Below are 23,723 nucleotides of genomic sequence, written 5' to 3'. Positions count from 1 at the left end.
TCGTCCGCACGGGCGCCCGGCACAGGACGGGGCCGGCTCACCAGGTCTTGCCGGCCTGCTCCTGAATCGTGTGGTTGATCCGGTTGAAGAAGTTGGTCAGCGCGATGTCCAGAATGATCGCGGAGAGCTGCTTCTCGTCGAAGTGAGCGGCGGCGGCGTCCCAGACCTCGTCGGTCACGCCCGGCGCGCCGTCCTGGATCCGGGTGGCGGCCTCGGTCAGCGCGAGCGCCGCCCGCTCCGCCTCGGTGAAGAAGGGCGTGTGGCGCCACGTGACCACGTTGTGCAGCCGCTCGTCGGTCTCTCCCTGCTTCTTGGCCGAGTCGATCCCGGCGAACACGCACGGGCCGCAGCCGTTGATCTGGCTGGCTCGCAGGTGGACCAGCCCGAGTACGCGCGGGTCGACGCCCCCGGCGTACATCGCCTTGTAGAGGCCCTGGATCGCCGTCATCACGTCGGCGTTCGCGGGGCTCTTCATGCGTGCTTCCATCGATCCTGCTCCTTCATCGGTTACCCGAGCCCGTCCGGGCCCGTCATCACCCATGACGGAGCAGCGCCGAGGAAGGTAACAACATGTCCGAAACCAGTCCGACGGACCCGGTGGCCGAGACGTTCGAGGCCCAGCGCGACAGGCTGCGCGCGGTCGCCTATCGCATGCTCGGCTCACACGCCGATGCCGAGGACGTGGTCCAGGAGGCCTGGCTGCGGCTCTCCCGCCAGGACCCGGGAACCATCCACAACTTCGCCGGCTGGCTGACCACGGTGGTCGGCCGGATCAGCCTCGACGTCCTGCGCTCGCGCCAGGCCCACGCCGAGGCGTCCTACGGCGACCGGCCGCCCGAGCTTGTCGTGACGGTCGACGACGGCCCGGCGCCGGAGGACGACGCGGTGCTCGCCGACTCGGTGGGGCTCGCGCTCCTCGTCGTCCTCGAATCGCTCGGGCCGAGCGAGCGGCTGGCGTTCGTGCTGCACGACCTGTTCGCGGTGCCGTTCGCCGAGATCGGCCAGATCCTCGGCAAGTCCGCCGACGCCACCAAGATGCTCGCCAGCCGCGCCCGCAGGAAGGTGCGGGCGACCGAGCGGCCGACAGTCGCCGCAGGAGAGCAGCGAGAGGTGGTCCAGGCCTTCCTGGCGGCGGCTCGGCATGGCGACTTCGCGGGGTTGCTGCGCGTGCTCGACCCCGAGGTGAGGCTGACCGTCGACACTCCCCAGGGTGTGGTCGTCGTTCTCGGGGCCACCAAGGTCGCCTCCGGCGCGCGGCTGGGCGCGGCCACGGCCGTGCGCGGGCGAGCGGTGCTCGTCAACGGCCTGCCCGGGTTCGTATCCTGGCTGGACAGCGGCGTCCCGCTCTCGGTCATGGCGTTCACCGTCGTCGACGGCCGGATCGCCGACATCGCGGTCGTGACCGACCCGGCCAGGCTCGCGTTGATGGACCTGCCGGATCCGGAGTGAGTCACCGCCGAGCGGGCTGGAACGTGGCGGAGGGTGTGGGATTCGAACCCACGAGGCCATCGCTGACCTGGCCGCTTTCAAGGCGGCTGCACTCGTCCACTATGCGAACCCTCCAGTGCGCGCACACAACGATAGCGGCTGTGGTGGCAGCGGTGTACGTTCGAGTGGTGACGGATCTTAGCTTCGAGGTTCTACGAGTGGAGGAAACCGTCACCGTGCGCTTGGACGGTGAGCTGGACAAGGTCGCCGCTCCCGCGTTCAAGGAGCGCCTGGGCGGATTGTCGGCCGAGGGCCGGCTCGACGTCGTGATCGACGCGAGCCGGTTGACCTTCTGCGACTCCAGCGGGCTGTGGGCGCTCGTCGAGTTGCAGCGGGGCGTCGCCGAGCGCGGCGGGTCCCTCACGCTCACCGGCGTGCACGGGGTCCTGCGGCGCGTGCTCGACGTGACGGGGCTCAAAGCTGTCTTCGACGAGGTGTTACCCGCGTAGCTGTGACAGCAGCCACTTCGGGCCGGTGGTCTCGGCGCCGAGCGCGCTCACCCGCTCCTTCAGCCCCCGGTCGGCCGTGACGACGAGCGTCCGCTCCCACGGTCTGGCCCGTTTCACCACCCCCACGATCGCGTCATCGCCGCTGCCCGTGGCCGCCACCACCTGAATGCCTGGAATGTCCGGCACGCCCTTCGCGGCGCCCTCGACCACGGCCACCAGGCGCGGATACCACTGCGCCAGGGTCGGATGGGTGAGGTTCATGCCCGCGACCGATCGCAGCAGCCGGGTCGCCGCGCCCTGGCGGTCGTTCCACCAGCCCTTCTCGGCCTGGGCGCCGACGATGTTCGCGACGTCCAGCACCACGGTCTCGGGGTTGATCGCGAGCTGGACCTGGTCCCACGTCGCGGCGAAGCCCGGATGCAGCACCCGGTCGGTGACCTCGGGCAGCGGCAGCCAGCACAGCTCGTCGCTCTCGCTGTTGGCGCACACGGCCGCCAGCAGCCCCGCCGACTCGGCGATCACCGTCTCGAACGCCCACCCGCCGTGATCGTCACGGTAGACGCCCTGGACCCGAAGGTGCTCGGCGCCGAGCGCGGCCTCCTCGCGGGCCTCGCGCAGAGCGCTCGCCACGGCGTCCTCATGGCTGTCACGGGCGCCGCCGGGCAGACCCCAGGTGCCGCCATGGTGGCTCCACAGGGCGCGCTTCTGCATCAGGACGTACGGGGTGCCGAGGTCATCATGGTGTACGGCGAGCAATCCGGACGCGCCGTGCACTCCCCAGTGCCGGTGCCCTTGCGCACACTCGGCCCAGCCGTCGCCGTCCTTGTCCGCCATGCCGTGATCCTCTCAGCCGCCTTGGGGACCCGTACCTCAGTTGACCGTACCCAGTGTCGGGCGTGATGCCGGCGTGGGCACCGGGTGGGGGCCGGCCACGGTACGGGGCTGAATGACGTTTTCTGATGGATGGACGGGCACCCGGCGCACCGGCCGGCCGCGACGCGCCCACGTTCACGACAGCGCTTTCAGCCCGGTTGTCGGAGTTTCTCGGTGATCGGAAAGACGCCATTGACAGCGATCTTCCCGCGTGCGAATCTCGCGATGTCCGGCTCATGGAATTCACGGCGAACCCGGGGAACGGGGGCCATTTCGGTGTTGCCATTCGTCGAACCTCTGAGTGGCCTGACCGCGGCGCGCTGGAATGCGATGACCGCCGATTTCCTCTATTCATCACGCCGCTGGCTCGCGTTCTGCGCGGAAATGTCGTCCATGCCGTCGGGAGCGGTCACCGCGGAGCTCTCCGACGGCGGCCTGGCGGCCCTTCCCGTCGCGCTGGCGGGCGGGGTGGAGAACCCGTTCTACGACTGGACGGCGATCCTCACCGCGCGCGGCCTGCCCGCGCCGCCGCCCTTCGGGCTGCTGGCCGGCCCCGGCCACGGCTACCAGACGCACCTGCTGACCACACCGGGGGCCGACCGGCGCGAGGCCGCCGAGCGGCTGCGCGCCGCGTTCGACGAGGCGGGGCTGCCCGCGATGGCGATGTTCCTCGGCACGCCGGACGTGGCGGTGCTGCGCCAGGCCGGCGTGCGGGCCCTGCCGGTGCTGCTGCAGGCCGACGCCTGGCTGCGGGTTCCGGCGGGCGGCTGGGACGAGTGGCTGGGCTCACTGAGTAAGGGCCGCCGGTACACGGTCAGGAGCGAGGTCAAGCGGTTCGCCGAGGCCGGCTACGAGATCATCGAGGGGTCGCTGCGCGAGTGGACCGGCGTGGCCGCCGACCTGCTCGCGGCCACCGAGGCGAAGTACGGCCATGCCCATCCCGCCGGGTTCTACGAGCGACTGCTCACCGCCCAGGCCAAGCACATGGGCGAGGAGGCCAGGGTCGCCCTGTGCGTCCCGCCGGGGGAACCGCCGGTTGGGTACGTCCTTTATCACATATACGGCGGAACGCTTTATGTACGCTCAGCGGGATTCGATTACCCACGGCTGCGCGGCGTCGCCGAATACTTCAATCTCGTCATTTACCTGCCGCTACGGCGGGCCGTGGAGGCCGGCGCCCGGATGGTGCACACCGGCATCGAATCCACCGACGCGAAAGCGCTGCGCGGCGCCGAGCTGAGGCCGCTCTGGATGCTGGAGCTTTCGCGCGACGGCGTTCTCGCCGACCACGAAAAGGCGATTCGGACCGCCAATTCCCGCACCGCGGCGGACCTCTCCGCGACGCCTTTCATGGAAAAATCATGGCGTTGGGGCGAGGAGACGGCCGACTGGTTCGAGCCGCCGTGAGCACGCCGACCGACAGGCATTGATACGCTTCGCGTTTCTTCTCGATGTCGCCGGCGTTCTTGTGCTGCTGGGCATCGAGGTGCCGTCAAACCCGCGATCCCGTAGCCGTCATTTCATGGTGGTTCGGCTGCCCGCAGCAGATAGAAGACCCTTCCGTCTTGTCGGTCGGGACCACCACGTTATGGCAGCAAGGTGAAGGCGTTGACGTGCTGCGGTTTGACGACGTGGAAGTGTCGACGGTCCAGAGTGGCGATCTCGTGGACCTTGAGGCGCTCAGCTACGGCAACTACGGAGGCGTCGGCGGCACCGAGCGGAAAGTCGGCATAGGTCCGGATGAGGTCGGCCATCCGGCTGAGGTCCTGGGTGGTCACAGCTTCGAGGGTGAGAACGCCGTCAACGATCGACTGGAGGAACTGAGCCTCGACTTCAGCGCCGACGCGGGATTCGACAAGCCAGCAGACTTCTGTGAGGACAGGGGCGGGGATGACAAGTGGGCCGGGGTGGCGTTCGAGGAAGGCGAGGCAGCGTTCATGGTCGTCATCAGCTTCGTTGAACAGCGCCACGAGGGGACCCGTGTCGCAGATGATCACCTGGTGTATCCGCCGAGCTCGTTGCGGATGATGTCTTCTGAACGGGCGGCAAGGTCGTGTTCGGCGTGCATCGTCTTAGCGAAGGGGAAGCGCCGAACGCGGCCGTCTTCGGATGAGGGAACCTCTGCGGGCGCTTGGCTCGGAACAAGCTGCAGGACCACCGCACGGACCGCTCGTGCCTGGTCCGGAGTGAGCCGGTCGACCAGGCGATGAAGATCTTCGTACTCCTCATAGGCCACGCTCATGCTTTTGAGTCTACGCCACCTGGTCAGACCGTCGCTTGCTAGCAGTGGTGCTGGATGATTATGGACTGCGATGCAGCGGGTGACCGGGCCGGATCATGCGGGTGTGCGGCGTTTACGGGCTGGTCCCGACGGTCGTTCAGTCAGGAATGACAAAGGTGTACGACCACATGAACCGGCTCGCCGCATGCACGCCACGGGCATACTCGACCACCCGCCCGTCAGCCGTACGCGTGGTACGGCGCAACTCGATCACCGGCTCGCCCGTCGGAAGATCGAGCCCGTGCCTCTGCGGCTGCACCGGGCGGCGAACCCTGTACGGCGAGACGGCCGTACAACTCCGCCGCGAACTGGAGCTGGCGGTCAAGCAACTGGAGAGGGCAGGGGGCGATGCCTCCGGCGGCGCTCCGGGGGAGGCGCCGTAATGCGGCCTGGCGGCCGGCACCGCGCCGGACAGGTGGTGCCCACCGTGATGCACCGGCGCCGATGGGATGCCCAGGCGCGGGCCGAGGCGGCATGGCTGGATGGCGAGTATCAGGACTGGACGATCATGTACGGCCCGTACTCACGCCAATTCTACGCGCTGGCCACCTGGTCGGCACCAAAACCGGTCATCGTCTCAGCGGCCACAGTCGAGGAGTTGGAGGAGCAACTGTCCTGGCTGGGCCTGGCAGCAGCCTGACAGGGGTGCCGCTTGGCCGGGCCCACCCGGCCAAGCGGCCGTCGATGACCTGCCAGCAGCCGAGGCCTGTGCCCAACACTCACGCCATCAGCCAATAGCGTCCGGCGAGCCACGGCATCTTCTGCGTGATTGGCATCGCTACGGCATCAGTGTCAGGCGGATGACCTTCATCCTCGGCGGTGCGTGATCAGACCCGAGGTGGCGTCAGCCTGGGACGCCGCCGAAGCTGATTTCATTGCCTTCCGCGTCCCGGTAGATCACCTTGGTCACGCCACCGTCGTACGTCTCGCGCTCGGCGGGCTCGATACCCCGTCGCGAGATCGCGGTGACCCGGTCGTCCAGGTCGTCGACGAACGACAGCACCAGGGCGTTCCCTGCCCGTTCCGAATCCTGCACGATGTAGATGTACCGGTTCTCGGCCACCTCCCACACCGCCTCGATGTCGTTCGGCAGGAACGAGGGCTTCCCGCCGAAGAACTGCTCGTACCACGGCAAAGCTGCGGCGTAGTCGGTAACGGGGATACCAGCAAAGAGGTCCAGCGCCATGTCGTCCTCCGCGCGTAGTCAATGTGCCGCCAGTACTGACCCGGGCAACGTCGGAAACTCATCGGCGCAGGTGTCAGCCGCCGCCCTTGCTGAAGTGTTGGAAGTCCTTGGTGCCTGCCCAGTCGCCGCCCCATTCCCAGCCGACCTGGCGGAAGGCGCGTACCACCCGGTCTCCTGGGTTGATCACGCCCTTACCCTTCATGGGGCGTTCGGTGTACTTCTCGGCGTTCTTGTGGGCGGTGTCGCCGCCTGCGGTGACGTACGGGTTTTCGCGGGGGTTGATGTCGATCGCCTGGCCGTAGGCGTGGTTGGACCAGTTGCTCGAGCCCGTGGCGCGGCGGCAGTTGAAGGCCGAGGTGTTGTCGGCCTCGATCGAGGCGAAGTCGTCGGCCTTGAAGGCGTCGACCAGTTTCATCTGCCGGATCGGCCAGCGCCAGTCGTACAGCTTTCCGAAGACCTGGACGATGTCGTCGGTGACGGTCTTGCGGACGACGAGTTCGCCGGTGTGGGGCTTGTCGTCGAAGCCCCAGTAGCTCAGGGTGATCAGCCGCAGGTCGCGGTAGTGGACCGGGCAGCCCTCACGCCAGGAGTAGGGCAGGCGGTCTCGGGCGACCTTGGTCACCTTGGCCGTGAACTCGGGTGGTTCGGTCCGGGTCGGGGAAGGTGTGGGAGTGGATGCGGTGGGTGTGGCGGGCATGGTGGGCGAGGCTGGCGGGCTCTGCTCCGAGGACGCGGCCGGTTCCTGCCCGCCGCACGAAACGGACGCGAGCACCACGAACGCCATGGCGGCAGCACGTTTCATCTGGCCACCATATGCCACGTCTTTCCAGGTCAAGCTGTTATGGGCCCGTACGGCATGGCGTTTCGCTGTCAGGCGTCAGGCGTCGGTGGGGTGTTCGGCCCGGGTGGTGAGCTCGCGGAGTGCGTCGGCCGCGTAAAGGACGAGGGTGATGAACGAGAGCCCGGCCAGCCCGCCGCCCACCCACAGGTTGTTGACCGTCGCGGCCGTATAGGGGGCGCCCGCAGGCTGGTAGCCGACCACGAACGGTGAAGCGACCAGCCAGAGGCCGGCCAGGAACAGCAGGACGAGGGCGCAGACGCCGAGCCGGGCCTTCATCACAGGTTCTCCTCCGATTTGACCAGCGGGCCCGAGCCGTTCTGGCGGCCGGGGCGGTGGCTCAGGTCTTCGCGCAGCGCCTCGACGAGCGGGGCGAGCAGCGTGGCCAACTCGGAGGAGGACGTCTCCACGGGGGCGGCGACGGGCACGGGGACAGGCTCCGGCTTGCGTACCTCCACCAACCCGCGGGCGACCAGCTCGTCACGAATGGCGGCGACGAAGGCGGCCACCCCGGCGAGCGCGACGACGGCCACGCCGAGCCCGGTGAAGAACTGCGACGTGGTGGCGCCCGTCCAGGAGGCGTTCTCCGGCTGGGCACCCAGCGCGAACGGCGCGATCATCAACCACAGCCCGGCCATGAAGGCCAGGCCGGCCATGACAGCGCCCACAAAGGTGCGAATCATCGGGGGGTTCCTCCGGTCACGAGGTCTCTCTGAGGTGGCACGGCCTGTTCGATCAGCGCGCGGGAGGTGGGACGCAGCACGTCCTGCGCCACCGATCTGGCACGCTCGCGCTCGGGCCGGTCGTCGGGCGGGGCCATCTTGGCCACGGCGGTGAGCAGCGCCGACGGCCGGTCGGTGGCCCGGTCGACGCGCTGGGCGACGAGTTCGAGCAGCAGCCCGGCCAGGACCAGGTCCTGCTTGCTGAGCGAGGGCGAGGGTGAGGGCGAGGGTGAGGGTGAGGACGAGGGCGACGACGATGCCGGTGGGGAGGCCGGAGCGGCCTCCGTGTTGCCGCGCAGCGGCAGTTCCTTGAGGAAGAGCACCGCCAGGAAGCCGAGCACCGCGATCGGCACGCCTACCAGGAAGACGGTCTCCAGCCCGCGGGTGAACGACTCCAGCACGATGTTCTTGACGGCCACCGGCAACTGCTGGATCTCTTCGGGACTGCCCAGGGAGACGGCGCCGCTGGGCAGGGTGAGGTGCGCGGCCCTGGCCAGCTCGGTCATCTCGGTGGTGAGCCGGCTGTTGAGGATCGCGCCGAACGCGGCCACCCCCATGGCCCCGCCGAGCGCCCGGAAGAACGACACGCCTGAGGTCGTGGAGGCCATGTCGCGCACCTCGGAGCCGTTCTGCGCGGCGAGGATCAGCATCTGCATGGTCAGGCCGAGCCCCAGGCCCAGAACGCCCAGGTCGAACCCGATGAGCAACTCGGTCGAGTCCACGTGCAGCTGGGACAGCAGGAACATGCCGACGGACACGAGCGCCAGCCCCACCACCGGGTACGCCTTCCACTTCCCGGTCCTGGTGACGATCTTGCCGGAGCTGATGCTCGCCATGAGCATGGCCACCACCATGGGCAGCGTCATGAGTCCCGACTTAGTGGGACTCATCCCCTTGACGATCTGCAGGTACTGCGGCATGTAGATCAGCGCGCCGAACATCGCGACGCCCACGAACAGGGACGCGGAGGCGGTGAGCAGGAAGGTGCGGTTGCGGAACAGGCGGGGCGGCAGGATCGGGTTGCCGGAGGTGCGCTCGGCCAGCACGGCCAGGGCCAGCGACAGCAGGGTGAGCGCGCCGAGGAAGTAGGTCCAGGGGGAGTTCCACGCGAACTGCTGCCCGCCGAGGGTCAGCAGCAGCATCAGGGCGCTCGCGCTGGTCGTGATGGCGGTGGCGCCCCAGATGTCGATCGTGGTGTCCCGCTTGACGACGGGCAGTTTGAGCACCCGCTGGATCACCACGGCGGCGACGATCGCGAGCGGCACGCCCACGTAGAAGCACCAGCGCCAGCCGAGCCAGTCGGCGTCGACGAGGAACCCGCCGAGCAGCGGCCCGATGACGGTGGCGACGCCGAAGACGGCGCCCATGTAGCCGGAGTAGCGGCCGCGCTCGCGCGGCGAGACGATGTCGCCGAGGATCACCTGGGCGAGGGCCGACAGGCCACCCACCCCGAGCCCCTGTACGGCGCGGGCGGCGATGAGCTGGCCCATGTCCTGCGACAGGCCGGCGAGCAGCGAGGCCCCGACGTACAGCGCCAGAGCGGTCTGGAACAGCAGTTTCCTGCCGAACACATCCGAAAGTTTGCCCCACAGCGGCGTGGACACCGTCATCGTCAGCATGGTCGCCGACGCCACCCACGGGTACTGCTCCTGCCCGCCGAGCTCTCCCACGATCGTCGGCAGTGCCGTGCCCACCACGGACGTCGAGAGCATCGAGGTGAGCATGGCGAGCATGAGGCCCGCCATGACCTTGAGGATCTCGCGATGTGTGTACTGCCGTGCTGTGGCGGTTGCGGTCTGTGCCTGCGCCACCGCGACACCACATCCCCTCTTGTACTGATATGCCTTTGGAGTATACGTCCGTTTACTAGCCGCGCGGCAAGTAGATATATTCCTCACATGAACGGCAAGGCGATCCCGGGCATGGACACCCAGCTCGAGGAGGCGGTCAGACCGCGAGACCGTGAGGCCACCCGGCAGCGACTGCTGGCCGCGGGCAGGACGCTGTTCGCCGAGCACGGCTACGAGCACGTGACGGTGCGCATGATCGCCGCCGAGGCGGAGGCCAACGTCGCTCTGGTGGGCCGCTACTTCGGCTCCAAGGCAGGGCTGTTCAGCGAGGTCCTGCAGGGTGAGCCCACGATCCGCCGCATCCTCGACGGCGACGCCGAGGGCCTGGCCAGACGCCTGGCGGTCTACGCCGCCAAGCGCATGACCCACGACCCGAAGAGCCGCATCCTGCGCTCGCTCGAACACTCCTCCCAGGACCCCGAGGTCAAGGCTCTGGTACGCGAACGCCTGCGGACGGCCTTCATCGAGCCGATCGCGGAGATCCTGGGCGACGCCCCCGAGGCCCGCGCCCGTGCCCGGATGGTCACGATGCTCTTCCTGGGCATCGGCAGTATGCGCCGTACGTTCGGCCCCGAGCCGCCCACCCCCGCGGACGTCGATCGCCTGACCGCCATGTTCGAGGTCTGCCTGCACGGCTAGTTTCGGGCGCGCCGCAGCGGAGTTCGCCGTACGACCATAAGACCGAAATAGGGGTCATTTGGGGACCTGTCAGGTCCCGTACCAGCCGTTAACTTGACAGCACCCCCCTCAAGGAGTGCACATGTTAGGTAAACGCTGTGCCCTGGTAGGAGCCACCATCGTGGCCTGCCTCGCGACTCCTCTCCACGCCGCCATGGCCGAACCGGCCCCCTCGGCGGACCCGTCCACCCCACCCGCGGTGATCGACGCGCTCGAACGCGACCTCGGACTCACCGAGCAGCAGGCCATCACCCGGCTCGACAACGAGCGGCGCGCCGCCGCCACCGAGGCCAGCCTGACCTCCTCCTTAGGCAAGTCCTACGGCGGAGCGTGGCTGAACGCCGACGCCTCCAAGCTCATGGTGGCCACCACCGACGCCGCCACCACGGACGCCATCAAGTCCCAGGGCGCCGAGCCGGTCGTCGTGTCCCGTACGCTCGCCCAGCTCGACGGCGTCGTGGCGCAGCTCGACCAGGCGGCGGAGAAGACCCAGGGCGCCACGCTGTGGTACGTCGACGTGGCGACCAACAGCGTCGCCGTCCTCGCCGCCACCCAGGAGGCCGCCGACGCGCTGGTCGCCGCGGCGGGCGTCGACAAGAGCGCGGTCAAGACGGCCGCGACCACCGAGACCCCCAAGCCGTACATCGATATCATCGGCGGCTCGCCGTTCTACATCGGCAGCAGCCGGTGCAGCGTCGGCTTCTCCGTGACGCGCGGCAGCACCCCCGGCTTCGTCACCGCCGGTCACTGCGGCAGTGCGGGTTCGCGGACCACCAACCCGACGGGCACCTTCCAGGGCTCCTCGTTCCCGGGCAACGACTACGCCTGGGTCGCCGCCCCCGGCAACAACCCCACCCCGTACGTACGCGGCTCCGGCAGCTCCCGGGTGACCGTCACCGGCTCCACGCAGGCGTCGGTCGGCTCGTCCATCTGCCGCTCCGGCTCCACCACCGGCTGGCGTTGCGGCACCATCCAGCAGCACAACGCCACCGTGACCTACTCGCAGGGCAGGGTCACCGGCCTCACCCGGACCAGCGCGTGCGCGCAGCCGGGCGACTCCGGCGGCTCGTTCATCTCGGGCAGCCAGGCCCAGGGCGTCACCTCCGGCGGCTCGGGCAACTGCACCGTCGGCGGCACGACGTACCACCAGCCGGTCAACGAGATCCTCTCCACCTACGGGCTGACCCTCACCAGAGGCTGACCCCGTACCTGTGACGCGGCGTGTCCGGCACTGTGCCGGGCACGCCGCGATGAGTTTCGGCCGGGCGCCGGGTCTCCATGGTGGACAGCACGTCGACACCCACAGGAGGAACGGTATGAGACGGTCAGTTCTGGGCAGCATGCTCCTCGCCAGCACCGACCCCAAGCGCCTGCGTACCTGGTACGTCACCGCGCTGGAGCCGGCGGAGGAGACCGATGTCGAGTCTTACGGGGTGCTCAGGTTCGGGGACTTCCACCTGTTCATCGACACCCGGACGGACATCGGGGACAAGAATCCGGAGCCCGGCAGGATGGTCGTCAACTTCGAGGTGCCGGACGCCCGTGCCGTGGTCGCGCGGATGAACGACCTCGGGGTGACCTGGGTGGCGGAGCTGGAGGACCGCGACGGCAGCCTGTTCGCCACCGCCATGGACCCGGACGGCAACTACGTCCAGATCATCGAGCTGAGCGAGGCCCACCGCGCGGGCATGTGAGGTCCGGCGCGGCCACAAACCGGGCGGGTGGCACCCTGCAGATCACGGCTAGTTGGTGGCGCGCCAGGACAGGGACAGGCCGGTGGCGGCGCGTTCGGTGCGGATCTCCATCATGGTGCCCAGGATGGTGGCATGGTCCGACACCACGGGGACGGCGTCGGGCGTATAGGTGATCCGGGTGCTGACGAGCACGGGGCTGCCCGGCGGCTCGTGGAGGTGGCGGGCGGCGGCGGGGTCGAGCAGCCCGGGCCGGACCACCTCGGACGCCCGGGCGACCGCCACGCCCGCGTCGGCGAGGGCCGCGTAGAGGGAGACGGCGGTGAAGTCGCGGTCGCGGATCTGCTCGGCCACCGGCCGGCGTACCCAGGACACCTGGTGCACGGCGGGACGGCCGGCGAACTCGCGGACCCGCTCCAGCCGCAGGGCGGTGTCGCCGGGCCGCAGCCGCAGCTCGGCCGCGATCGAGGCGGGGGCCCGGCGCAGCGCCCGCCCGGCCACCACGGTGCCCACGTCGTGGCCCTGCTCACGCAGATCGTCGGCCAGGCTGCGGAGTGAGCCGAGCTGGTAGGCCAGGTGGGGCGGGGCCACGTACGTGCCTTTGCCGGGCCGCTGCACGATCAGCTTCTCGTCGCTGAGCTCCCGCAGCGCCTGGCGCAGCGTCATAAGAGTCACCCCGTAGGAGGCGGCCAGCTCCCGCTGCGGGGGCAGGGCCTCGCCGGGGGCGTGGTGTCCCGACCGGATCTTCGCGGCGAGATCGGCGGCGATGGCGCGGTATCTCGCCTCGTGTCCGGCGTCGGGGGGCATCGTGGTCGGTCACTCCTGGTCGAGGGCCTGCCGCAAGGTCGCGAGAAAGGCCCGCAGGTCGTCCGGCCCCGCCCCGTCGAGCACCCGCCGCATGACCGCGGCGCCGACCACCACGCCGTCGGCGTGCCTGCCGGCCTCCCGCGCCTGGTCAGGCGTGGAAATGCCAAATCCTAGCAAGACCGGCCGATCGGTGCCCCGTCTGATTCGCGTGGTGAGCTCCGCCGCCGAGGCGCCGAGGGCGGCCCGCTCGCCGGTGGTGCCCATCAGCGACACCGCGTAGACGAAGCCGCGGCTGCGGCGCGAGATCTCCGCCAGCCTCGGCTCCGGCGTCGCCGGCGAGGCCAGCAGGACCAGTTCGATCCCGGCGGCGGCGGCCACGTCCGTCAGCTCGTCCGCCTCGTGCATCGGCAGGTCGGGCACGATCAGACCGGTGACGCCGGCCCGGCGCAGCGCGGCGCAGAACGCCTCGCCCCCGTCGTGCAGCACCAGGTTGTAGTAGGTGCTGACGACCAGCGGCACGCCCAGGTCCGGCAGGCCGGACAGGTCGGCGAGGATCCGGCGCGTGCTCGCCCCCCGGGCCAGCGCCGTGTCACTGGCCTGCTGGATGGTGACGCCGTCCAGCGTGGGGTCGGAGAAGGGCAGGCCGACCTCGATGGCGTCCGCGCCGGCGGCGGCGAACGCCCGCAGGTAGTCCGTCCAGCCGGGCGTGATCCCCCCGGTGACGTACGGCATGAGCAGGCCGCGGCCGGTGTCCCGGCGGGCACGCAGGTGGCGCTCGACCGGGCCCGGGGTCAGGGTGAGGTTCGTCACAGCAGCTCCTTCAGCGTGGAGATGTCCTTGTCGCCCCGGCCGGACAGCGTCATCAGGACCGTCGATCCGGCGGGCAACTCGCCGGCGTCGGCAGCCCGGATCACCCAGGCCAGCGCGTGCGCCGATTCGAGCGCCGGGACGATGCCCTCGGTGCGCGCCAGCCGGATCGCCGCGCCGACCGCCTCGTCGTCGGTCACCGTGACGTACCGGGCCCGGCCGAGGTCGCGCAGGTGGGCGTGCTCCGGGCCGACTCCCGGGTAGTCGAGCCCGGGGGCGATGGAGTGCGCCTGGGTGATCTGCCCGTCGTCGTCCTGCAGGAACAGCGAGCGGCAGCCGTGCAGGACGCCCAGCCGGCCGCGGGCCGCCCCGGCGCCGCCCTCCGCCTCCACACCGACCAGGCGCGCCTGGGTGTCGGCGAATCCGGCGAACGTGCCGGCCGCGTTGGAGCCGCCACCCACGCACGCGACCACCTGGTCCGGCACGCCGGTAGGCAGCGCGGCGGCGCACTGCGCGCGGGCCTCGTCGCCGATGACCCGCTGGAACTCCCTGACCATCCACGGGTACGGGTCCGGCCCGACGACCGAGCCGACGCAGTAGTGGGTGTCGCCGGTGACGCCCACCCAGTGCCGCATGGCCTCGCTGGTCGCGTCCTTGAGCGTACGGCTGCCCGTGGTCACCGGGACCACCTCGGCGCCCAGCATGCGCATCCGGAAGACGTTCAGCTCCTGCCGCTCGATGTCGCGCTGGCCCATGAACACCGTGGCCTCCAGGCCGAGCAGCGCGGCGGCGGTCGCGGTGGCCACCCCGTGCTGGCCCGCCCCCGTCTCGGCGATCAGCCTGCGCCGTCCCATCCGCACGGCGAGCAGGGCTTGGCCCAGCACATTGTTGATCTTGTGGGATCCGGTGTGGGTCAGGTCCTCGCGCTTGAGGTACAGCCGCACGCCCAGCTCTCCCGACAGCCGCCGGGCCGGCGTGAGCGGGGTCGGACGTCCGGCGTGCAGGGCGAGCAGCTCCGCCAGGGTGCCGCGGAACCCCGGATCCGCCCACGCCTCCCGGAACGCCTCCGCCACCTCACGGCACGCCTCCACCAGCGACTCCGGCGCGTACCGCCCGCCGTACTCGCCGAACCGGCCCAGCGCCCGGGGCTCGCCCATCGTTGGGACGGACCTGCTCGATGTCGACACGTCTCGCATGTCACACTCACCTCGTTCTATAACTCTTGGCAGAGTTCTATAACAGTGAGTGTGACATGCGAGACGTGCCCGCGCCACCCCCGGCCGTCCCTTGCACCCGGAGGACAGGCCTGGTGGCCACCGATCAGGGCTGGCTTGCTCGGGAACGGTCACGCAGTCGCCACAGTGCGAGGAGCCCGCCGATGGCGGGGATGGCAGCGCGCCGGCGGGTGCCGGATGAGGCTGGTGATCGGGACAGCAGGGTGGCCGTGACGACGGTGACGTAGGCCGCGCCGTGCAGCGGACCGATGAGAGAGGAGATCGCCGTGACGTGGGTGGCGAACAGGTTGATCAGCAGAACCGTCAAGGAGACGGCCTCGACGCCGGCCGCGATCCGCAGCGTGCGCATTCCGGATCACGCTCCCGGGCATAGCCGGGACATACGATCATCAAGACGACGACGATCGCCCACAGCAGGTTGTAGATGCCGGCGACGCGGTTCATCTGACAGATGACTGCGTCGATCCGACGCATGCACGTTTGTTCACGGGTTCGGACGAGGGCGGCCGCTCAAGGGGTGAGGCGTGCCGTCAGTCGTCCCAGCCACTGGCGTCGAGGAAGCCTTCCCAGGTCATATAGGGAACCTCAGGATGCCGCTGGTGCAGGATCTCGCCGGGCAGCGTCATGGGCGGCGCCTTGCGCGGGTCGGCCAGGCCCTGCGCGATGATGGCGTCGGTCAAGATGCGGGCGCCGCCGTGGCGGGGATAGGCGGCGTGCACGCGTTCGGCGTATCCGGCGGGCAGTTGGTCGGGGCTGCCGGTCAGGTCGATGCCGATGCCCTCCTGGGCGATCGCGATCTCCGGCGGGCGGCGCCGCGCGAACACCGGCGACTGGTGGAAGCCGAAAGAGGTGTGCAGGGCGATGCCGTCCCAGACGGTGTCGACGCGGCGGTCGGTGATGCCGTGCTGCTCCAGGAACCGGGCGGCGAAGTCGGCGCCGTCGAGTTCGAATCGCTGGCTGGTGGCGGCGCGTTCGGTCAGGCCCATGTCATGCAGCACGCAGATGAGGAACATGACTTCGGCGTTGTAGTCCTGGCCGGGCCGGCGACCGGCCTGGGCGGCGGCCGCCCGGCCGAACAGGAAGCTGCGCAGGCTGTGGTTGCGCAGGTACGGCTGCTGCTCGTCCGTCACCAGTTGCCGGGCCGCCCGGGCGACGCGCGTGGTCGGAAAGGCTAGGTCGGCGTACTGATCCCCGGTGCCGTCGGCTGCGGCGGCGGGTGTACCGACCGCCAGGCCCGCTACGCCGGCGAGGCCGGCTCCCAGCACTGTGCGGCGGGGCAGGAATGAGCTCATACGGTCTCCTTGAGACGTCATGTGCTGAACGGGATGGCGTGGGAGGTGTGGAAGCGCTGGCGATAGGCGGTCGGCGTCGTGCCCAGAACCTGCAGGAACGCCCGGCGCATCGTCTCGTCGGACCCGAAACCACAACTGCGGGCGACCGAGGCCACGCCGGCGGCACCGGTCTCCAGGAGGACCTGCGCCGCTTCCACCCGGATCCGCTCCACATACTGACCGGGAGTGAGCCCGACCTCGCGACGGAACAGCCGGGTCAGATGACGCTCGCTCACCGCGGCACGGGCCGCCATCGAGGCGAGGGTGTGCTCGCCCGCCGGTTCGGCCGCGACCGAGTCCAGCAGCCGGCGCAACGCGGGATGGCGTGGCGTGGCGACGGCCCCGCGAACGCTGAACTGCGACTGGCCGCCCGGGCGTTGCAGGAACACGACCAGGTATTTGGCCACCGCCCGCGCGAGGTCCGGACCGTGGTCCTCCTCGACGAGGGCGAGCCCCAGATCGATTCCAGCGGTGACGCCGGCCGAGGTCACCACAGGCCCGTCACGAACATAGATGGCATCGGGTTCCACGGCGACCCGCGGAAACCGGGACGCCAGCTCAGCGCAGGCGGCCCAGTGTGTCGTGGCCCGCCGCCCATCGAGCAGACCCGCCTCCGCCAGCAGCAACGCTCCCGTGCACACCGATGCCACCCGGCGCGCGCGATGGCTGATGTCGCGTAGCAGGTTCAGGTACGGCTCGCCGGGGCGGTCACCATCGGGGTGCGCGTAACCCGGTGTGAGCAACGTGTCGACCGGCCCGTCGACGTCGTCCAGAGCCAGGTCGACCCCTAAGGGCACGCCGATGTCCGTGCGTACGGACCGTCCATCGACCGAGGCGAGCCGGATCCGGTAGCCGCCGGACCCGTGCAGAACCTGCATCGGTCCGGCCGCGTCCAGCAGCACCACCCCGTCATAGACGGCCACAACCACATCTCTCACGCCACCAGCCTCGTGGGTGGCCGGAGATGTCCACAAGGACCACTAGCCCACAGATCCGGACACAGGGGCGAGCGCAGGCGAGGAAAGGGATCTGGTCGCGGCCCTCGTTCAGCGCCTTGTATCGGCTGGGCTTGGGGGACCCGACCGATGGCACGCGCAAGGGAGCAGCTCGCGGACCAGCGTCTCGCTCCACCACTGCTCGACGCGATCGGGTGACCAGCCGCGTTCGGCGGTGAGCGTGGTGTAGACATCGATGCTGCACAGGCCGGCATAGATGTCGACGGCTTGCTGGACGTCCAGGCCTGGGCGGAGGGTGCCGGCCGGCCAAGAGGAGAACACCGCCACCCGGGTCTCGTCGGCTCGCCTGCGGCCGTCACGGTAGGCCGCCGCCAGCTCGGGCTCGGTGCGGCCGGCTTCGCGCACCAGTGTGATGACGTCTCCGGCGCGCTCGTACAGCCGCCGGTCGAAGGCGGCCATCGTGGCCAGCTGCCGTTCAGGATTCCCAGCCGCGGCTTCCAACTGCGCGACCTGCTGCGACAGGCCGGCCGACAGGTCCGCGGCGTCGGCCAGTGCCCGGGTCAACCCGGCCTTGTTCCCGTACACCGAGTAGACCGTGGGCACGGAGACACCCGCCTCGCGGGCCACGTCGCGCACGGTCGTCGCCGCCCAGCCGCGAGCGACGAAGAGCCGGCGCGCAGCGCGGACGATCTCGGCCCGCGTGTCCACCGCCTGCGCTGCGCGGCGCAGCGAGTCGTAGCGCCGTCGGCCCGCTTCTGCACCCATGCCCTGCACCTTAAAGGGTTTACGCTACTTATAATGAATATAAGACAAGTAAACAAGGAGGCATCTCCATGCGCTTCTCCCGGATCAGCGGCTTCGCCGCCATCGGTTTCGCCATCACGATCGTGGGCGGCAACTTGATCATGGTGCCCGCCGGCCTGCCACTGGTCGGTGCGGAGACGGCCGAGGTCAACGCGTTCTTCGGCGAGCACGGTGACCTCGTCGGTCTTGTATCCGGGTTCCTCCCCGCCGTCTGGGTGCTGGCGACCCTGTTCGGCGCGGGCGCGGTCGCCGCGCTGTGGACATTCGAGCGCAAGCGCGGCGAAGCCTGGTCGCTGGTCGGCTTCGCCGGCCTGATCATGCAGAACGTCACCTTCACCGGAGTCATCGCCACTCGCCTCGCGCTGGCCAGGACGGCTCCGTACGACACCACCGCGACCACCGGACTCTGGGCGTTACATGATGCGCTGCTCACCCTCAACGGCACGTTTCTGGCAACCGCCCTTGTCGGCCTCTCCATGGCCGGCCTACGCGCACAGTTCATCCGGCACTGGCACGGCGGGCTGGGACTCCTGGCCGCTGCGCTCCAGTTCACCTCTGCCAGCCTCGCCTCCCTGGTCATCAAGGAGGAGAGCCCGCTCGGGCTCATCGGCCTCACCGGCTGGCTGCTCTGGGCGGTCTGGATAGTGATGTACGGCATTCGCCTGATCCGCGTCGCCGAGACCGGTCCACGGCTGCCGGTGGGCGGAGGCGTTCCCGGTCACCCCGGCGACGATCTTGCGCTGGCGTCGCGACCTCCTGACGCGTAAGTGGACCTCTACCGACAGGCCGCTGGCCGGTCGCGTCGTGTCAGCGGTTGAGGAGGTCGCTGAAGACGTTCACCAGGTCGGGGTGGTCGAAGGGGCCGACATGGGGTACGGCGACGCTTCGTACGTCGGTCGGGTTGTCGGGCGTGAGGCGGTCGGCCTCGTTGATGAAGCGGTCCTGCAGTGCCGGCGGGATCAGCCGGTCGAGGGTGAAGCGCACGTACGTCCGGGGGATCCGGCCCCAGGTCGCCGCCTCGCCCCGGGCCTCGGTGACGGGGATGGCGGCGGTCTCGTCCGGCTCCAGCATGTTGAGCAGCCGGCCCACCGCCTCGTCGGTGAAGTCGCCGGCGAGGCACTCCTTGACGGCGTGGAACACGGCCGGGTCGGCCGAGCGCCAGTTGACCCGGTTCACTCCCAGGATCGCCGGATCGGCGGCCTTCACCGCCTCTATCAGGGGGAGGAGGCTGTCGGCGTTCTCCGGTGCGGTGAGATAGGCGGCCATGTTCGGCAGGTCGACGCAGCAGTACGCGGCGACGTAGACGACTCGTTCGAGCAGGTCGGGGATGGCGTTGCCGACCCTGCTCACGGTGACGCCGCCCTGGCTGGCGCCGGCGAGGATCACCGGTCCGTGGCGGCGGGCGCGGTGGACCACGTCCACGACGCGATCCACGTAGTCGTCGATGGTGATCTTGGCAAGGGGTGACGGCTCGGTCGCCAGCGCCTTGAGGTCCTGCGGGGCCTGGTACGCACGAGGGTAGAACGCTTCGTCGCCGTGCCCCGGAAGGTCGACGGCCACGCTCCGGTGCCCGCGCAGGGTGAGCTCCCGCATCAGCCCGGAGGCCCAGGCCGAGGAGGAGTTGGTGCCGTGGACGAGCACCAGCGTCGGCGGTCGCCGATCAGCAGTGGTGAGGTTCGATGTCATCGTCGTTGTCTCCTTGAGTGTGTCGGTGGTCATCGGCGCGGTCGGCGCCACATCGGCCACAGGGGCGGGCTGTCGGCCACGCGCACCGGTGCGCCGCGATCCTCGAAGCCGTGCCGCAGGTAGAGGGCGCGGCTCCGGGGCGAGCTCGCCTCCAGGTACGCGGCGAGCCCGTCGGTGTCCGCGCGCGCCAGCCGGTGCCGCAACATCGCCGAGCCGAGTCCGGCGCCCTGCCGCCCGCCGACCACTCCCATGCAGGGGAGGTAGAGGTGTGGTTCGTGGTCGGGGTGCCGGTGCGCAAGCGCCTGTCCCAGCGTCCGCAACCGCGTGCCGTGCTCGCCGAAGACCGAGTCCGTCTCGGGCGGGTCCGGGTGCTCGTCATGGGGTGCCTGGCCCGCGGCCAGTGCCAGCCACACCGAGGCGCCTTCGTCCCGGCCGATCAGATAGGTCTCGCCGGCGGGATGGGCGAGCAGCGGGCGGTAGAAGTGCGCCTGGAGACGACCTCGGTCGTTCGCCTCGGGGAAGAGCCAGCAGACGAGGGGGTCGTTCATGAACGCCTCGGTGAGGACGTCCAGCACCGCCTTCCGGTCCGGGTCACCTGCCTGCCGGACTGGTGCGTACGGCGTATCTGGTGTCATGCGTACAGCGTATGGCTCAGGTCTCATAAAGTGCTTTGTATCGGCATTTTTCGTGCAGAAAGTGCACTAGTGACCTAGTAGGCGGACTAGTACACTTGCGGGCAAGTGGTCGACACATCACCAGCGAATCGGGAGGCTCCCATGCCGTCGTCAGCGCAACGGCCGGATCCGCCATACCGGCGGATCGTCACGGAGCTCCGGGCCCGGATCCTGGCCGGCGACCTGCGGCCAGGTGATCGCATGCCCTCCATCCGGCAGATCGCGCAGCGGTGGGGCGTCGCCGTCGCCACAGCGACCAAGGTGGTGGCGACCCTCCGCGACGAAGGGCTGGTCGAGGCGAAGGTCGGCTCCGGCACCGTGGTCAGCCCACGCACGAGCCGGCCGCAGCCGGCCCTCCCACGCACGAGCCGGCCGCAACCGGTCGGCCCACGCGCGGTCCGCCCGCAGCCGGTCAGCTCGCGCGTGGGAGGGCCGCAGCCGGTCGGGGGCGTCCCCAGGCAGGCCCTGGATCGCAGGCACGTGCTCCGCACCGCCATCGCGATCGCCGACGCCGAGGGTCTCGCCGCCGTGTCGATGCGGCGGCTCGGGGTCGAGCTCGGCGTCGGTCCGATGTCGCTCTACCGGCATGTGGCGAACAAGGACGAGCTGGTGACGCAGATGGTCGACGAGGTCTTCGGCGAGCCCGAGCTGCCCGTCCCCGGGCCGCCGGGTTGGCGGCCGAAGCTCGAGCTGATCTCCCGCCGGCAGTGGGAGCTGGTGCGGCGGCACCTCTGGCTGCCCAGGGCCGTCTCGTTCACCCGCCCGTTGCTGGTGCCCAACATGATGGCCCACACCGAGTGGACCCTGCGCGCGCTCGACGGGCTCGGACTGCCCATGGCGACCCGGATTCGAGAGGCGCTCACGCTGCACGCACTGGTCATCACCGTCGCCCTGTCCATGGCCGACGAGGTGGAAGCGGAGCAGGAGACCGGTGTGACGCTCACCCGGTGGTGGCTCGCCCAGCGGACGCGGGCCGACGAACTCCTCGGCAGTGGACGATTCCCGTTGCTGGCCACGATCGCCGAGGAGACGGTGTCGGACCTGGACGGACTGTTCGAGTACAGCCTGGCCCGCCACCTCGACGGGTTCGCCGTCATGGTGGAGAGAACCCCGGCCGGTGGCGAAGATCAACAAGTAGGTGGCGCAGGGGTGACCTGCGGCTGAACATTCGTCGTTGACCGCTGGAACGGGTCACGGATGGCGGTCGGTTGAACCGGTCATTGGTATAGAAAAGAGCGCGTGTCGACCGATGATCAGTCCTACCCGGCCAGCACGCCGTCGCTGGTGAGCCCGTGCCCGCACACCCCCGCGTGCCCGCCGCCCGCCTGCCTCCCGCCCGGCCTGCGCGCGCAGCCGGCGGTGGCCGTACGAACGCCTCCACCAGCGCCGGACGCCGGCGGTTCCGCAGGCGGCGCCCCGGGCGGGTATGAGGTCGAGGCGGGATATGTACGGAAATTCGCTGGCACCATGGACGACTCGGCCACCGGCGTGGACACCGTCAAGCAGTGGACGCCCCGCTTCGAGGGCTGGAACCTGGCCCCGATGGCGGGCATCCCCATCGTCGGCCTGATGTTCGTCAACCGGTTCAACATCATCGCCGACACCTGGCGGGACAGCGCGGGCATTCTCACCGAGGTGCTGCGTACCGACAGCGGCAAGGTCTTCAGGGCCGCCGACAACTACGTCGCGGCCGAGCGGTCCAGCACCGTCAAGTGAGGAGAAACGCGCGATGGCTGACCCGCCGAAGCTGATCGTCCCAGGTCAGAGCACACCCACCGCCGCCGGCGGGCAGCTCCACATCGCCAACGCCAGAGGCGCCGTGCAGCGGACCGTCAACGTCGCCCCGCCGGTGCGTACCGACCCCGGCTTCTTCAAGCGGCTGATCTCGGAGCTGAACCCGCTGCGCCAGACCACCAGGGGCGCGATGGCGATCTCCGGGCTCGGCGTCGCCGCGCTCGCGCTGGACGTGGCGGCCACCCTCAACCTGGGCAACCCCTTCCTCTTCTACGATCGGCGCGAGCAGTGGAAGGACCTGGCCGGGATGCTGGAAGGCAGCCGGTCCGACCTGTGGCGGTCCTTCTTCGACGACATCTCCCCCAACTGGAAGGGCCAGGCGGTGCAGACGCTCCAGCAGTACGTCCGATTCAACGTCAACGGCCTGTACAGCCAGCTTGGCAGTGTGTCCGGCGAGATGAGCGGCGCCATGCACAGCCAGTACAAGGAGGTGCTGGAGTACGACCTGTCGGTGTTCGGGCTCTATGCCACCTCGGCCCCCATGCTGCGCACCGTCGCCGCGCTGAGCGCGCACCCGGTCGGCAAGGTCGCCCTGATGACCCAGGTGGGCCTGTTCATGAGCGCGGCCGGAAACCTGGTCAAGCAGTTCGCCGACGTGTACAACTCCTACGAAGGCGACCTCAACAAGCTCGAACTCAAGCTCAACAACCTGAGGGGCGCCTTCTACAAGAGCGGCAGCCCGGACCTGGGAGCACGCGACCTCAACCTGACTCCCGCGATCGCGGATCCCCTCCGGCTGAAGGAATACTGGGTCTCCGCGTCCAAGGGCGCCTCATGAGGCACGTCGAGTCGTTCGCCGAGGGCCGGCCGGACGACGTCACCGGACTGCTGCGCGAGGCGGACGGCTGGTCCCGCACCCTGGCCGAGGCGCTGGGGGAGCTGGAGGAGCAGCGGTTGACGGGCACCGACCCGGCCGAGATCGTCCGCGTCGAGGTGTCCGGCACCGGCCGCCTGCGTCAGTTGTCCATCGACCCGCGCGGCCTGCGTGACCTCGACCATGTCCAGCTCGCCCAGGCCGTCCAGGCGGCGATCGTCGCGGCCCACCTGACGATGGGGGAGCGGCTGGAGGAGGTCGTCCAGGGTCTGACCGGCACGACGAGTGCCGCCGACCCGCTGGAGGGCCACATCCGCAACGTGCTGAGAGGTGAGTGAGCGATGCAGGAGGCGCAGGCGCGGCTGGAGGCGCTGATCGCCACCGCCGAGCGGGCGGAGGCGAGGGTGGAGGCGTGGAGTGCCGCCGAGTTCTCCGGCCGGGCCGACGAGGGCGGCATCGTGGCCGTCACCGACGCGCTCGGCACGCTCACCCGGCTGGAGATCTCGCCCCGCAGCAGGCGACGGCTGGACGCGACGAACCTGGCCGCCGCCATCCTGGCGGCGATCACCATGGCCGAGGAGGCCGCGGCGACCGCCAGGGACGCCCTGCTGGCCGACCTGCACCCCGCCCCGGGCGATGTGAAACGATCCCGCTGAACTGAGCTCTTGGGCGCGCCTTATATGCAACCGATGGTTGCGCATACACGGGTCGCGCGGTAGCGTGACGTGCAACCGAACGTTGCGCGTTGCCAAGGAGTGA

General features: G+C 69.8%; 32 protein-coding genes and 1 tRNA gene. 13 read left to right on the top strand and 20 right to left on the bottom strand.

The features are described 5' to 3' along the window. Positions 1–37: 37 nt before the first annotated feature. Positions 38–487, bottom strand: coding sequence for a carboxymuconolactone decarboxylase family protein (locus IEY87_RS05525; RefSeq protein WP_189137410.1), 450 nt, complete (start codon positions 485–487; stop codon positions 38–40). Between the two features lie 83 nt (positions 488–570). Between IEY87_RS05525 and IEY87_RS05520 the strand changes: the two genes are divergently transcribed. Beyond that, positions 571–1,449, top strand: coding sequence for a sigma-70 family RNA polymerase sigma factor (locus tag IEY87_RS05520; RefSeq protein WP_189137409.1), 879 nt, complete (start codon positions 571–573; stop codon positions 1,447–1,449). A 24-nt stretch (positions 1,450–1,473) separates the two neighbouring features. On the opposite strand, the gene IEY87_RS05515 is transcribed toward IEY87_RS05520, so the two are convergent. Beyond that, a tRNA-Ser gene (locus IEY87_RS05515) sits at positions 1,474–1,563 on the bottom strand. A 53-nt stretch (positions 1,564–1,616) separates the two neighbouring features. Here IEY87_RS05515 and IEY87_RS05510 point away from each other — a divergent pair. Next, complete coding sequence (locus IEY87_RS05510; protein ID WP_189137408.1) at positions 1,617–1,937, top strand: STAS domain-containing protein; 321 nt, start codon at positions 1,617–1,619, stop codon at positions 1,935–1,937. Here IEY87_RS05510 and IEY87_RS05505 read toward each other — a convergent pair. Further along, positions 1,926–2,771 (bottom strand): NUDIX hydrolase, encoded by an 846-nt coding sequence (locus IEY87_RS05505; protein ID WP_189137407.1) that lies wholly within the window; start codon positions 2,769–2,771, stop codon positions 1,926–1,928. The two genes, IEY87_RS05510 and IEY87_RS05505, sit on opposite strands and share 12 nt — an antisense overlap. Positions 2,772–3,140: 369 nt before the next feature. On the opposite strand from IEY87_RS05505, the gene IEY87_RS05500 reads away from it, so the two are divergent. After that, positions 3,141–4,217, top strand: a complete 1,077-nt coding sequence (locus tag IEY87_RS05500) for a GNAT family N-acetyltransferase (RefSeq protein WP_189137406.1) — start codon at positions 3,141–3,143, stop codon at positions 4,215–4,217. 179 nt (positions 4,218–4,396) lie between these two features. On the opposite strand, the gene IEY87_RS05495 is transcribed toward IEY87_RS05500, so the two are convergent. The 3 genes from IEY87_RS05495 to IEY87_RS45520 all read right to left on the bottom strand — a co-directional run bounded on the left by IEY87_RS05495 (position 4,397) and on the right by IEY87_RS45520 (position 5,305). Continuing rightward, positions 4,397–4,807: a type II toxin-antitoxin system VapC family toxin gene (locus tag IEY87_RS05495; RefSeq protein ID WP_189137405.1), complete on the bottom strand. Its 411-nt coding sequence runs from the start codon at positions 4,805–4,807 to the stop codon at positions 4,397–4,399. Further along, complete coding sequence (locus IEY87_RS05490) at positions 4,804–5,052, bottom strand: hypothetical protein (RefSeq protein ID WP_189137404.1); 249 nt, start codon at positions 5,050–5,052, stop codon at positions 4,804–4,806. Before IEY87_RS05490 ends, IEY87_RS05495 begins: the two co-directional genes overlap by 4 nt. A 136-nt stretch (positions 5,053–5,188) precedes the next feature. Beyond that, complete coding sequence (locus tag IEY87_RS45520; protein WP_229699314.1) at positions 5,189–5,305, bottom strand: hypothetical protein; 117 nt, start codon at positions 5,303–5,305, stop codon at positions 5,189–5,191. 168 nt (positions 5,306–5,473) lie between these two features. On the opposite strand from IEY87_RS45520, the gene IEY87_RS05480 reads away from it, so the two are divergent. Continuing rightward, positions 5,474–5,731: a hypothetical protein gene (locus IEY87_RS05480; protein ID WP_189137403.1), complete on the top strand. Its 258-nt coding sequence runs from the start codon at positions 5,474–5,476 to the stop codon at positions 5,729–5,731. Between the two features lie 204 nt (positions 5,732–5,935). Here the strand turns inward: IEY87_RS05480 and IEY87_RS05475 are convergent, their stop codons facing one another. The 5 genes from IEY87_RS05475 to IEY87_RS05455 all read right to left on the bottom strand — a co-directional run bounded on the left by IEY87_RS05475 (position 5,936) and on the right by IEY87_RS05455 (position 9,648). After that, positions 5,936–6,277, bottom strand: a complete 342-nt coding sequence (locus IEY87_RS05475; RefSeq protein WP_189137402.1) for a VOC family protein — start codon at positions 6,275–6,277, stop codon at positions 5,936–5,938. A gap of 73 nt (positions 6,278–6,350) precedes the next feature. Continuing rightward, a complete protein-coding gene (locus IEY87_RS05470) occupies positions 6,351–7,079 on the bottom strand; it encodes a M15 family metallopeptidase (protein WP_225277165.1) in 729 nt (242 codons plus the stop codon). A gap of 75 nt (positions 7,080–7,154) precedes the next feature. Further along, entirely contained in the window at positions 7,155–7,394 is a 240-nt protein-coding gene (locus tag IEY87_RS05465) for an SPW repeat domain-containing protein (protein WP_189137401.1), read from the bottom strand. Continuing rightward, a complete protein-coding gene (locus IEY87_RS05460; protein WP_189137400.1) occupies positions 7,394–7,798 on the bottom strand; it encodes a hypothetical protein in 405 nt (134 codons plus the stop codon). Before IEY87_RS05460 ends, IEY87_RS05465 begins: the two co-directional genes overlap by 1 nt. Beyond that, the gene (locus IEY87_RS05455; RefSeq protein ID WP_225277166.1) at positions 7,795–9,648 is read right to left on the bottom strand and encodes an MDR family MFS transporter; all 1,854 of its coding nucleotides are present in this window, start codon (positions 9,646–9,648) and stop codon (positions 7,795–7,797) included. The genes IEY87_RS05460 and IEY87_RS05455 overlap by 4 nt, the downstream gene beginning before the upstream one ends. 87 nt (positions 9,649–9,735) lie before the next feature. On the opposite strand from IEY87_RS05455, the gene IEY87_RS05450 reads away from it, so the two are divergent. The 3 genes from IEY87_RS05450 to IEY87_RS05440 all read left to right on the top strand — a co-directional run bounded on the left by IEY87_RS05450 (position 9,736) and on the right by IEY87_RS05440 (position 12,059). Beyond that, complete coding sequence (locus tag IEY87_RS05450) at positions 9,736–10,326, top strand: TetR/AcrR family transcriptional regulator (RefSeq protein WP_225277167.1); 591 nt, start codon at positions 9,736–9,738, stop codon at positions 10,324–10,326. Between the two features lie 121 nt (positions 10,327–10,447). Next, positions 10,448–11,566 carry a S1 family peptidase gene (locus IEY87_RS05445; protein ID WP_189137399.1) on the top strand — a complete coding sequence of 373 codons (1,119 nt, stop codon included), beginning with the start codon at positions 10,448–10,450 and terminating at the stop codon, positions 11,564–11,566. A 115-nt stretch (positions 11,567–11,681) separates the two neighbouring features. Then, positions 11,682–12,059 carry a VOC family protein gene (locus IEY87_RS05440; RefSeq protein ID WP_189137398.1) on the top strand — a complete coding sequence of 126 codons (378 nt, stop codon included), beginning with the start codon at positions 11,682–11,684 and terminating at the stop codon, positions 12,057–12,059. A gap of 48 nt (positions 12,060–12,107) precedes the next feature. Here the strand turns inward: IEY87_RS05440 and IEY87_RS05435 are convergent, their stop codons facing one another. The 7 genes from IEY87_RS05435 to IEY87_RS05405 all read right to left on the bottom strand — a co-directional run bounded on the left by IEY87_RS05435 (position 12,108) and on the right by IEY87_RS05405 (position 17,957). Beyond that, on the bottom strand, positions 12,108–12,863 hold the full coding sequence (locus tag IEY87_RS05435; RefSeq protein ID WP_189137397.1) for a GntR family transcriptional regulator: 756 nt from the start codon (positions 12,861–12,863) through the stop codon (positions 12,108–12,110). Between the two features lie 9 nt (positions 12,864–12,872). Next, the gene (trpA, locus tag IEY87_RS05430) at positions 12,873–13,673 is read right to left on the bottom strand and encodes a tryptophan synthase subunit alpha (protein ID WP_225277168.1); all 801 of its coding nucleotides are present in this window, start codon (positions 13,671–13,673) and stop codon (positions 12,873–12,875) included. Continuing rightward, positions 13,670–14,866 (bottom strand): tryptophan synthase subunit beta, encoded by a 1,197-nt coding sequence (trpB, locus tag IEY87_RS05425; RefSeq protein ID WP_189137396.1) that lies wholly within the window; start codon positions 14,864–14,866, stop codon positions 13,670–13,672. The genes trpA and trpB overlap by 4 nt, the downstream gene beginning before the upstream one ends. A 124-nt stretch (positions 14,867–14,990) precedes the next feature. Further along, positions 14,991–15,254 (bottom strand): DUF3817 domain-containing protein, encoded by a 264-nt coding sequence (locus IEY87_RS05420; RefSeq protein ID WP_189137395.1) that lies wholly within the window; start codon positions 15,252–15,254, stop codon positions 14,991–14,993. 181 nt (positions 15,255–15,435) lie between these two features. Further along, positions 15,436–16,197 (bottom strand): HD domain-containing protein, encoded by a 762-nt coding sequence (locus tag IEY87_RS05415; RefSeq protein ID WP_189137394.1) that lies wholly within the window; start codon positions 16,195–16,197, stop codon positions 15,436–15,438. 17 nt (positions 16,198–16,214) lie between these two features. Then, positions 16,215–17,174, bottom strand: a complete 960-nt coding sequence (locus IEY87_RS05410) for a GlxA family transcriptional regulator (protein WP_225277169.1) — start codon at positions 17,172–17,174, stop codon at positions 16,215–16,217. A gap of 108 nt (positions 17,175–17,282) precedes the next feature. Further along, complete coding sequence (locus tag IEY87_RS05405; RefSeq protein WP_189137393.1) at positions 17,283–17,957, bottom strand: TetR/AcrR family transcriptional regulator; 675 nt, start codon at positions 17,955–17,957, stop codon at positions 17,283–17,285. Between the two features lie 68 nt (positions 17,958–18,025). Here IEY87_RS05405 and IEY87_RS05400 point away from each other — a divergent pair, with 68 nt between their 5' ends. Further along, on the top strand, positions 18,026–18,763 hold the full coding sequence (locus IEY87_RS05400) for a hypothetical protein (RefSeq protein WP_225277170.1): 738 nt from the start codon (positions 18,026–18,028) through the stop codon (positions 18,761–18,763). A gap of 40 nt (positions 18,764–18,803) precedes the next feature. On the opposite strand, the gene IEY87_RS05395 is transcribed toward IEY87_RS05400, so the two are convergent. Together IEY87_RS05395 and IEY87_RS05390 are read right to left on the bottom strand one after the other, a co-directional pair. Continuing rightward, positions 18,804–19,682, bottom strand: a complete 879-nt coding sequence (locus tag IEY87_RS05395; protein ID WP_189137392.1) for an alpha/beta hydrolase — start codon at positions 19,680–19,682, stop codon at positions 18,804–18,806. 29 nt (positions 19,683–19,711) lie between these two features. After that, the gene (locus IEY87_RS05390; RefSeq protein WP_189137391.1) at positions 19,712–20,317 is read right to left on the bottom strand and encodes a GNAT family N-acetyltransferase; all 606 of its coding nucleotides are present in this window, start codon (positions 20,315–20,317) and stop codon (positions 19,712–19,714) included. A 141-nt stretch (positions 20,318–20,458) separates the two neighbouring features. On the opposite strand from IEY87_RS05390, the gene IEY87_RS05385 reads away from it, so the two are divergent. The 5 genes from IEY87_RS05385 (at position 20,459) to IEY87_RS05365 (ending at position 23,620) form a co-directional block, all read left to right on the top strand. Continuing rightward, a complete protein-coding gene (locus IEY87_RS05385) occupies positions 20,459–21,520 on the top strand; it encodes a GntR family transcriptional regulator (RefSeq protein ID WP_189137390.1) in 1,062 nt (353 codons plus the stop codon). A 75-nt stretch (positions 21,521–21,595) separates the two neighbouring features. Next, positions 21,596–22,072 (top strand): hypothetical protein, encoded by a 477-nt coding sequence (locus tag IEY87_RS05380; RefSeq protein WP_189137389.1) that lies wholly within the window; start codon positions 21,596–21,598, stop codon positions 22,070–22,072. A 13-nt stretch (positions 22,073–22,085) separates the two neighbouring features. Further along, positions 22,086–22,928 (top strand): hypothetical protein, encoded by an 843-nt coding sequence (locus tag IEY87_RS05375; protein ID WP_189137388.1) that lies wholly within the window; start codon positions 22,086–22,088, stop codon positions 22,926–22,928. Beyond that, entirely contained in the window at positions 22,925–23,302 is a 378-nt protein-coding gene (locus tag IEY87_RS05370; protein WP_189137387.1) for a YbaB/EbfC family nucleoid-associated protein, read from the top strand. The genes IEY87_RS05375 and IEY87_RS05370 overlap by 4 nt, the downstream gene beginning before the upstream one ends. A gap of 3 nt (positions 23,303–23,305) precedes the next feature. Next, positions 23,306–23,620 carry a YbaB/EbfC family nucleoid-associated protein gene (locus IEY87_RS05365; RefSeq protein WP_189137386.1) on the top strand — a complete coding sequence of 105 codons (315 nt, stop codon included), beginning with the start codon at positions 23,306–23,308 and terminating at the stop codon, positions 23,618–23,620. Positions 23,621–23,723: the final 103 nt, after the last annotated feature.

Source organism: Nonomuraea glycinis, assembly GCF_014646515.1.
Taxonomy (GTDB): domain Bacteria; phylum Actinomycetota; class Actinomycetes; order Streptosporangiales; family Streptosporangiaceae; genus Nonomuraea; species Nonomuraea glycinis.
Note: the sequence above shows the minus strand (reverse complement) of the source record. Positions and strands in the feature narration are given on the sequence as shown.

Bases quoted from the DNA above. Each gene is read 5' to 3' on its own strand.
- IEY87_RS05405 (WP_189137393.1), bottom strand. From the start codon at position 17,957: ATGGGTGCAGAAGCGGGCCGACGGCGCTACGACTCGCTGCGCCGCGCA.
- trpB (WP_189137396.1), bottom strand. From the start codon at position 14,866: ATGCGAGACGTGTCGACATCGAGCAGGTCCGTCCCAACGATGGGCGAG.
- IEY87_RS05370 (WP_189137387.1), top strand. From the start codon at position 22,925: ATGAGGCACGTCGAGTCGTTCGCCGAGGGCCGGCCGGACGACGTCACC.
- IEY87_RS05385 (WP_189137390.1), top strand. From the start codon at position 20,459: ATGCCGTCGTCAGCGCAACGGCCGGATCCGCCATACCGGCGGATCGTC.
- IEY87_RS05480 (WP_189137403.1), top strand. From the start codon at position 5,474: ATGCGGCCTGGCGGCCGGCACCGCGCCGGACAGGTGGTGCCCACCGTG.
- IEY87_RS05470 (WP_225277165.1), bottom strand. From the start codon at position 7,079: ATGAAACGTGCTGCCGCCATGGCGTTCGTGGTGCTCGCGTCCGTTTCG.
- IEY87_RS05460 (WP_189137400.1), bottom strand. From the start codon at position 7,798: ATGATTCGCACCTTTGTGGGCGCTGTCATGGCCGGCCTGGCCTTCATG.
- IEY87_RS05475 (WP_189137402.1), bottom strand. From the start codon at position 6,277: ATGGCGCTGGACCTCTTTGCTGGTATCCCCGTTACCGACTACGCCGCA.
- IEY87_RS05450 (WP_225277167.1), top strand. From the start codon at position 9,736: ATGAACGGCAAGGCGATCCCGGGCATGGACACCCAGCTCGAGGAGGCG.
- IEY87_RS05415 (WP_189137394.1), bottom strand. From the start codon at position 16,197: ATGAGCTCATTCCTGCCCCGCCGCACAGTGCTGGGAGCCGGCCTCGCC.
- IEY87_RS05395 (WP_189137392.1), bottom strand. From the start codon at position 19,682: ATGACATCGAACCTCACCACTGCTGATCGGCGACCGCCGACGCTGGTG.
- IEY87_RS05440 (WP_189137398.1), top strand. From the start codon at position 11,682: ATGAGACGGTCAGTTCTGGGCAGCATGCTCCTCGCCAGCACCGACCCC.
- IEY87_RS05490 (WP_189137404.1), bottom strand. From the start codon at position 5,052: ATGAGCGTGGCCTATGAGGAGTACGAAGATCTTCATCGCCTGGTCGAC.
- IEY87_RS05505 (WP_189137407.1), bottom strand. From the start codon at position 2,771: ATGGCGGACAAGGACGGCGACGGCTGGGCCGAGTGTGCGCAAGGGCAC.
- IEY87_RS05435 (WP_189137397.1), bottom strand. From the start codon at position 12,863: ATGCCCCCCGACGCCGGACACGAGGCGAGATACCGCGCCATCGCCGCC.
- IEY87_RS05520 (WP_189137409.1), top strand. From the start codon at position 571: ATGTCCGAAACCAGTCCGACGGACCCGGTGGCCGAGACGTTCGAGGCC.
- IEY87_RS05445 (WP_189137399.1), top strand. From the start codon at position 10,448: ATGTTAGGTAAACGCTGTGCCCTGGTAGGAGCCACCATCGTGGCCTGC.
- IEY87_RS05420 (WP_189137395.1), bottom strand. From the start codon at position 15,254: ATGCGCACGCTGCGGATCGCGGCCGGCGTCGAGGCCGTCTCCTTGACG.
- IEY87_RS05500 (WP_189137406.1), top strand. From the start codon at position 3,141: ATGACCGCCGATTTCCTCTATTCATCACGCCGCTGGCTCGCGTTCTGC.
- IEY87_RS05400 (WP_225277170.1), top strand. From the start codon at position 18,026: ATGCGCTTCTCCCGGATCAGCGGCTTCGCCGCCATCGGTTTCGCCATC.
- IEY87_RS05365 (WP_189137386.1), top strand. From the start codon at position 23,306: ATGCAGGAGGCGCAGGCGCGGCTGGAGGCGCTGATCGCCACCGCCGAG.
- IEY87_RS05375 (WP_189137388.1), top strand. From the start codon at position 22,086: ATGGCTGACCCGCCGAAGCTGATCGTCCCAGGTCAGAGCACACCCACC.
- IEY87_RS05525 (WP_189137410.1), bottom strand. From the start codon at position 487: ATGGAAGCACGCATGAAGAGCCCCGCGAACGCCGACGTGATGACGGCG.
- IEY87_RS05390 (WP_189137391.1), bottom strand. From the start codon at position 20,317: ATGACACCAGATACGCCGTACGCACCAGTCCGGCAGGCAGGTGACCCG.
- IEY87_RS05465 (WP_189137401.1), bottom strand. From the start codon at position 7,394: ATGAAGGCCCGGCTCGGCGTCTGCGCCCTCGTCCTGCTGTTCCTGGCC.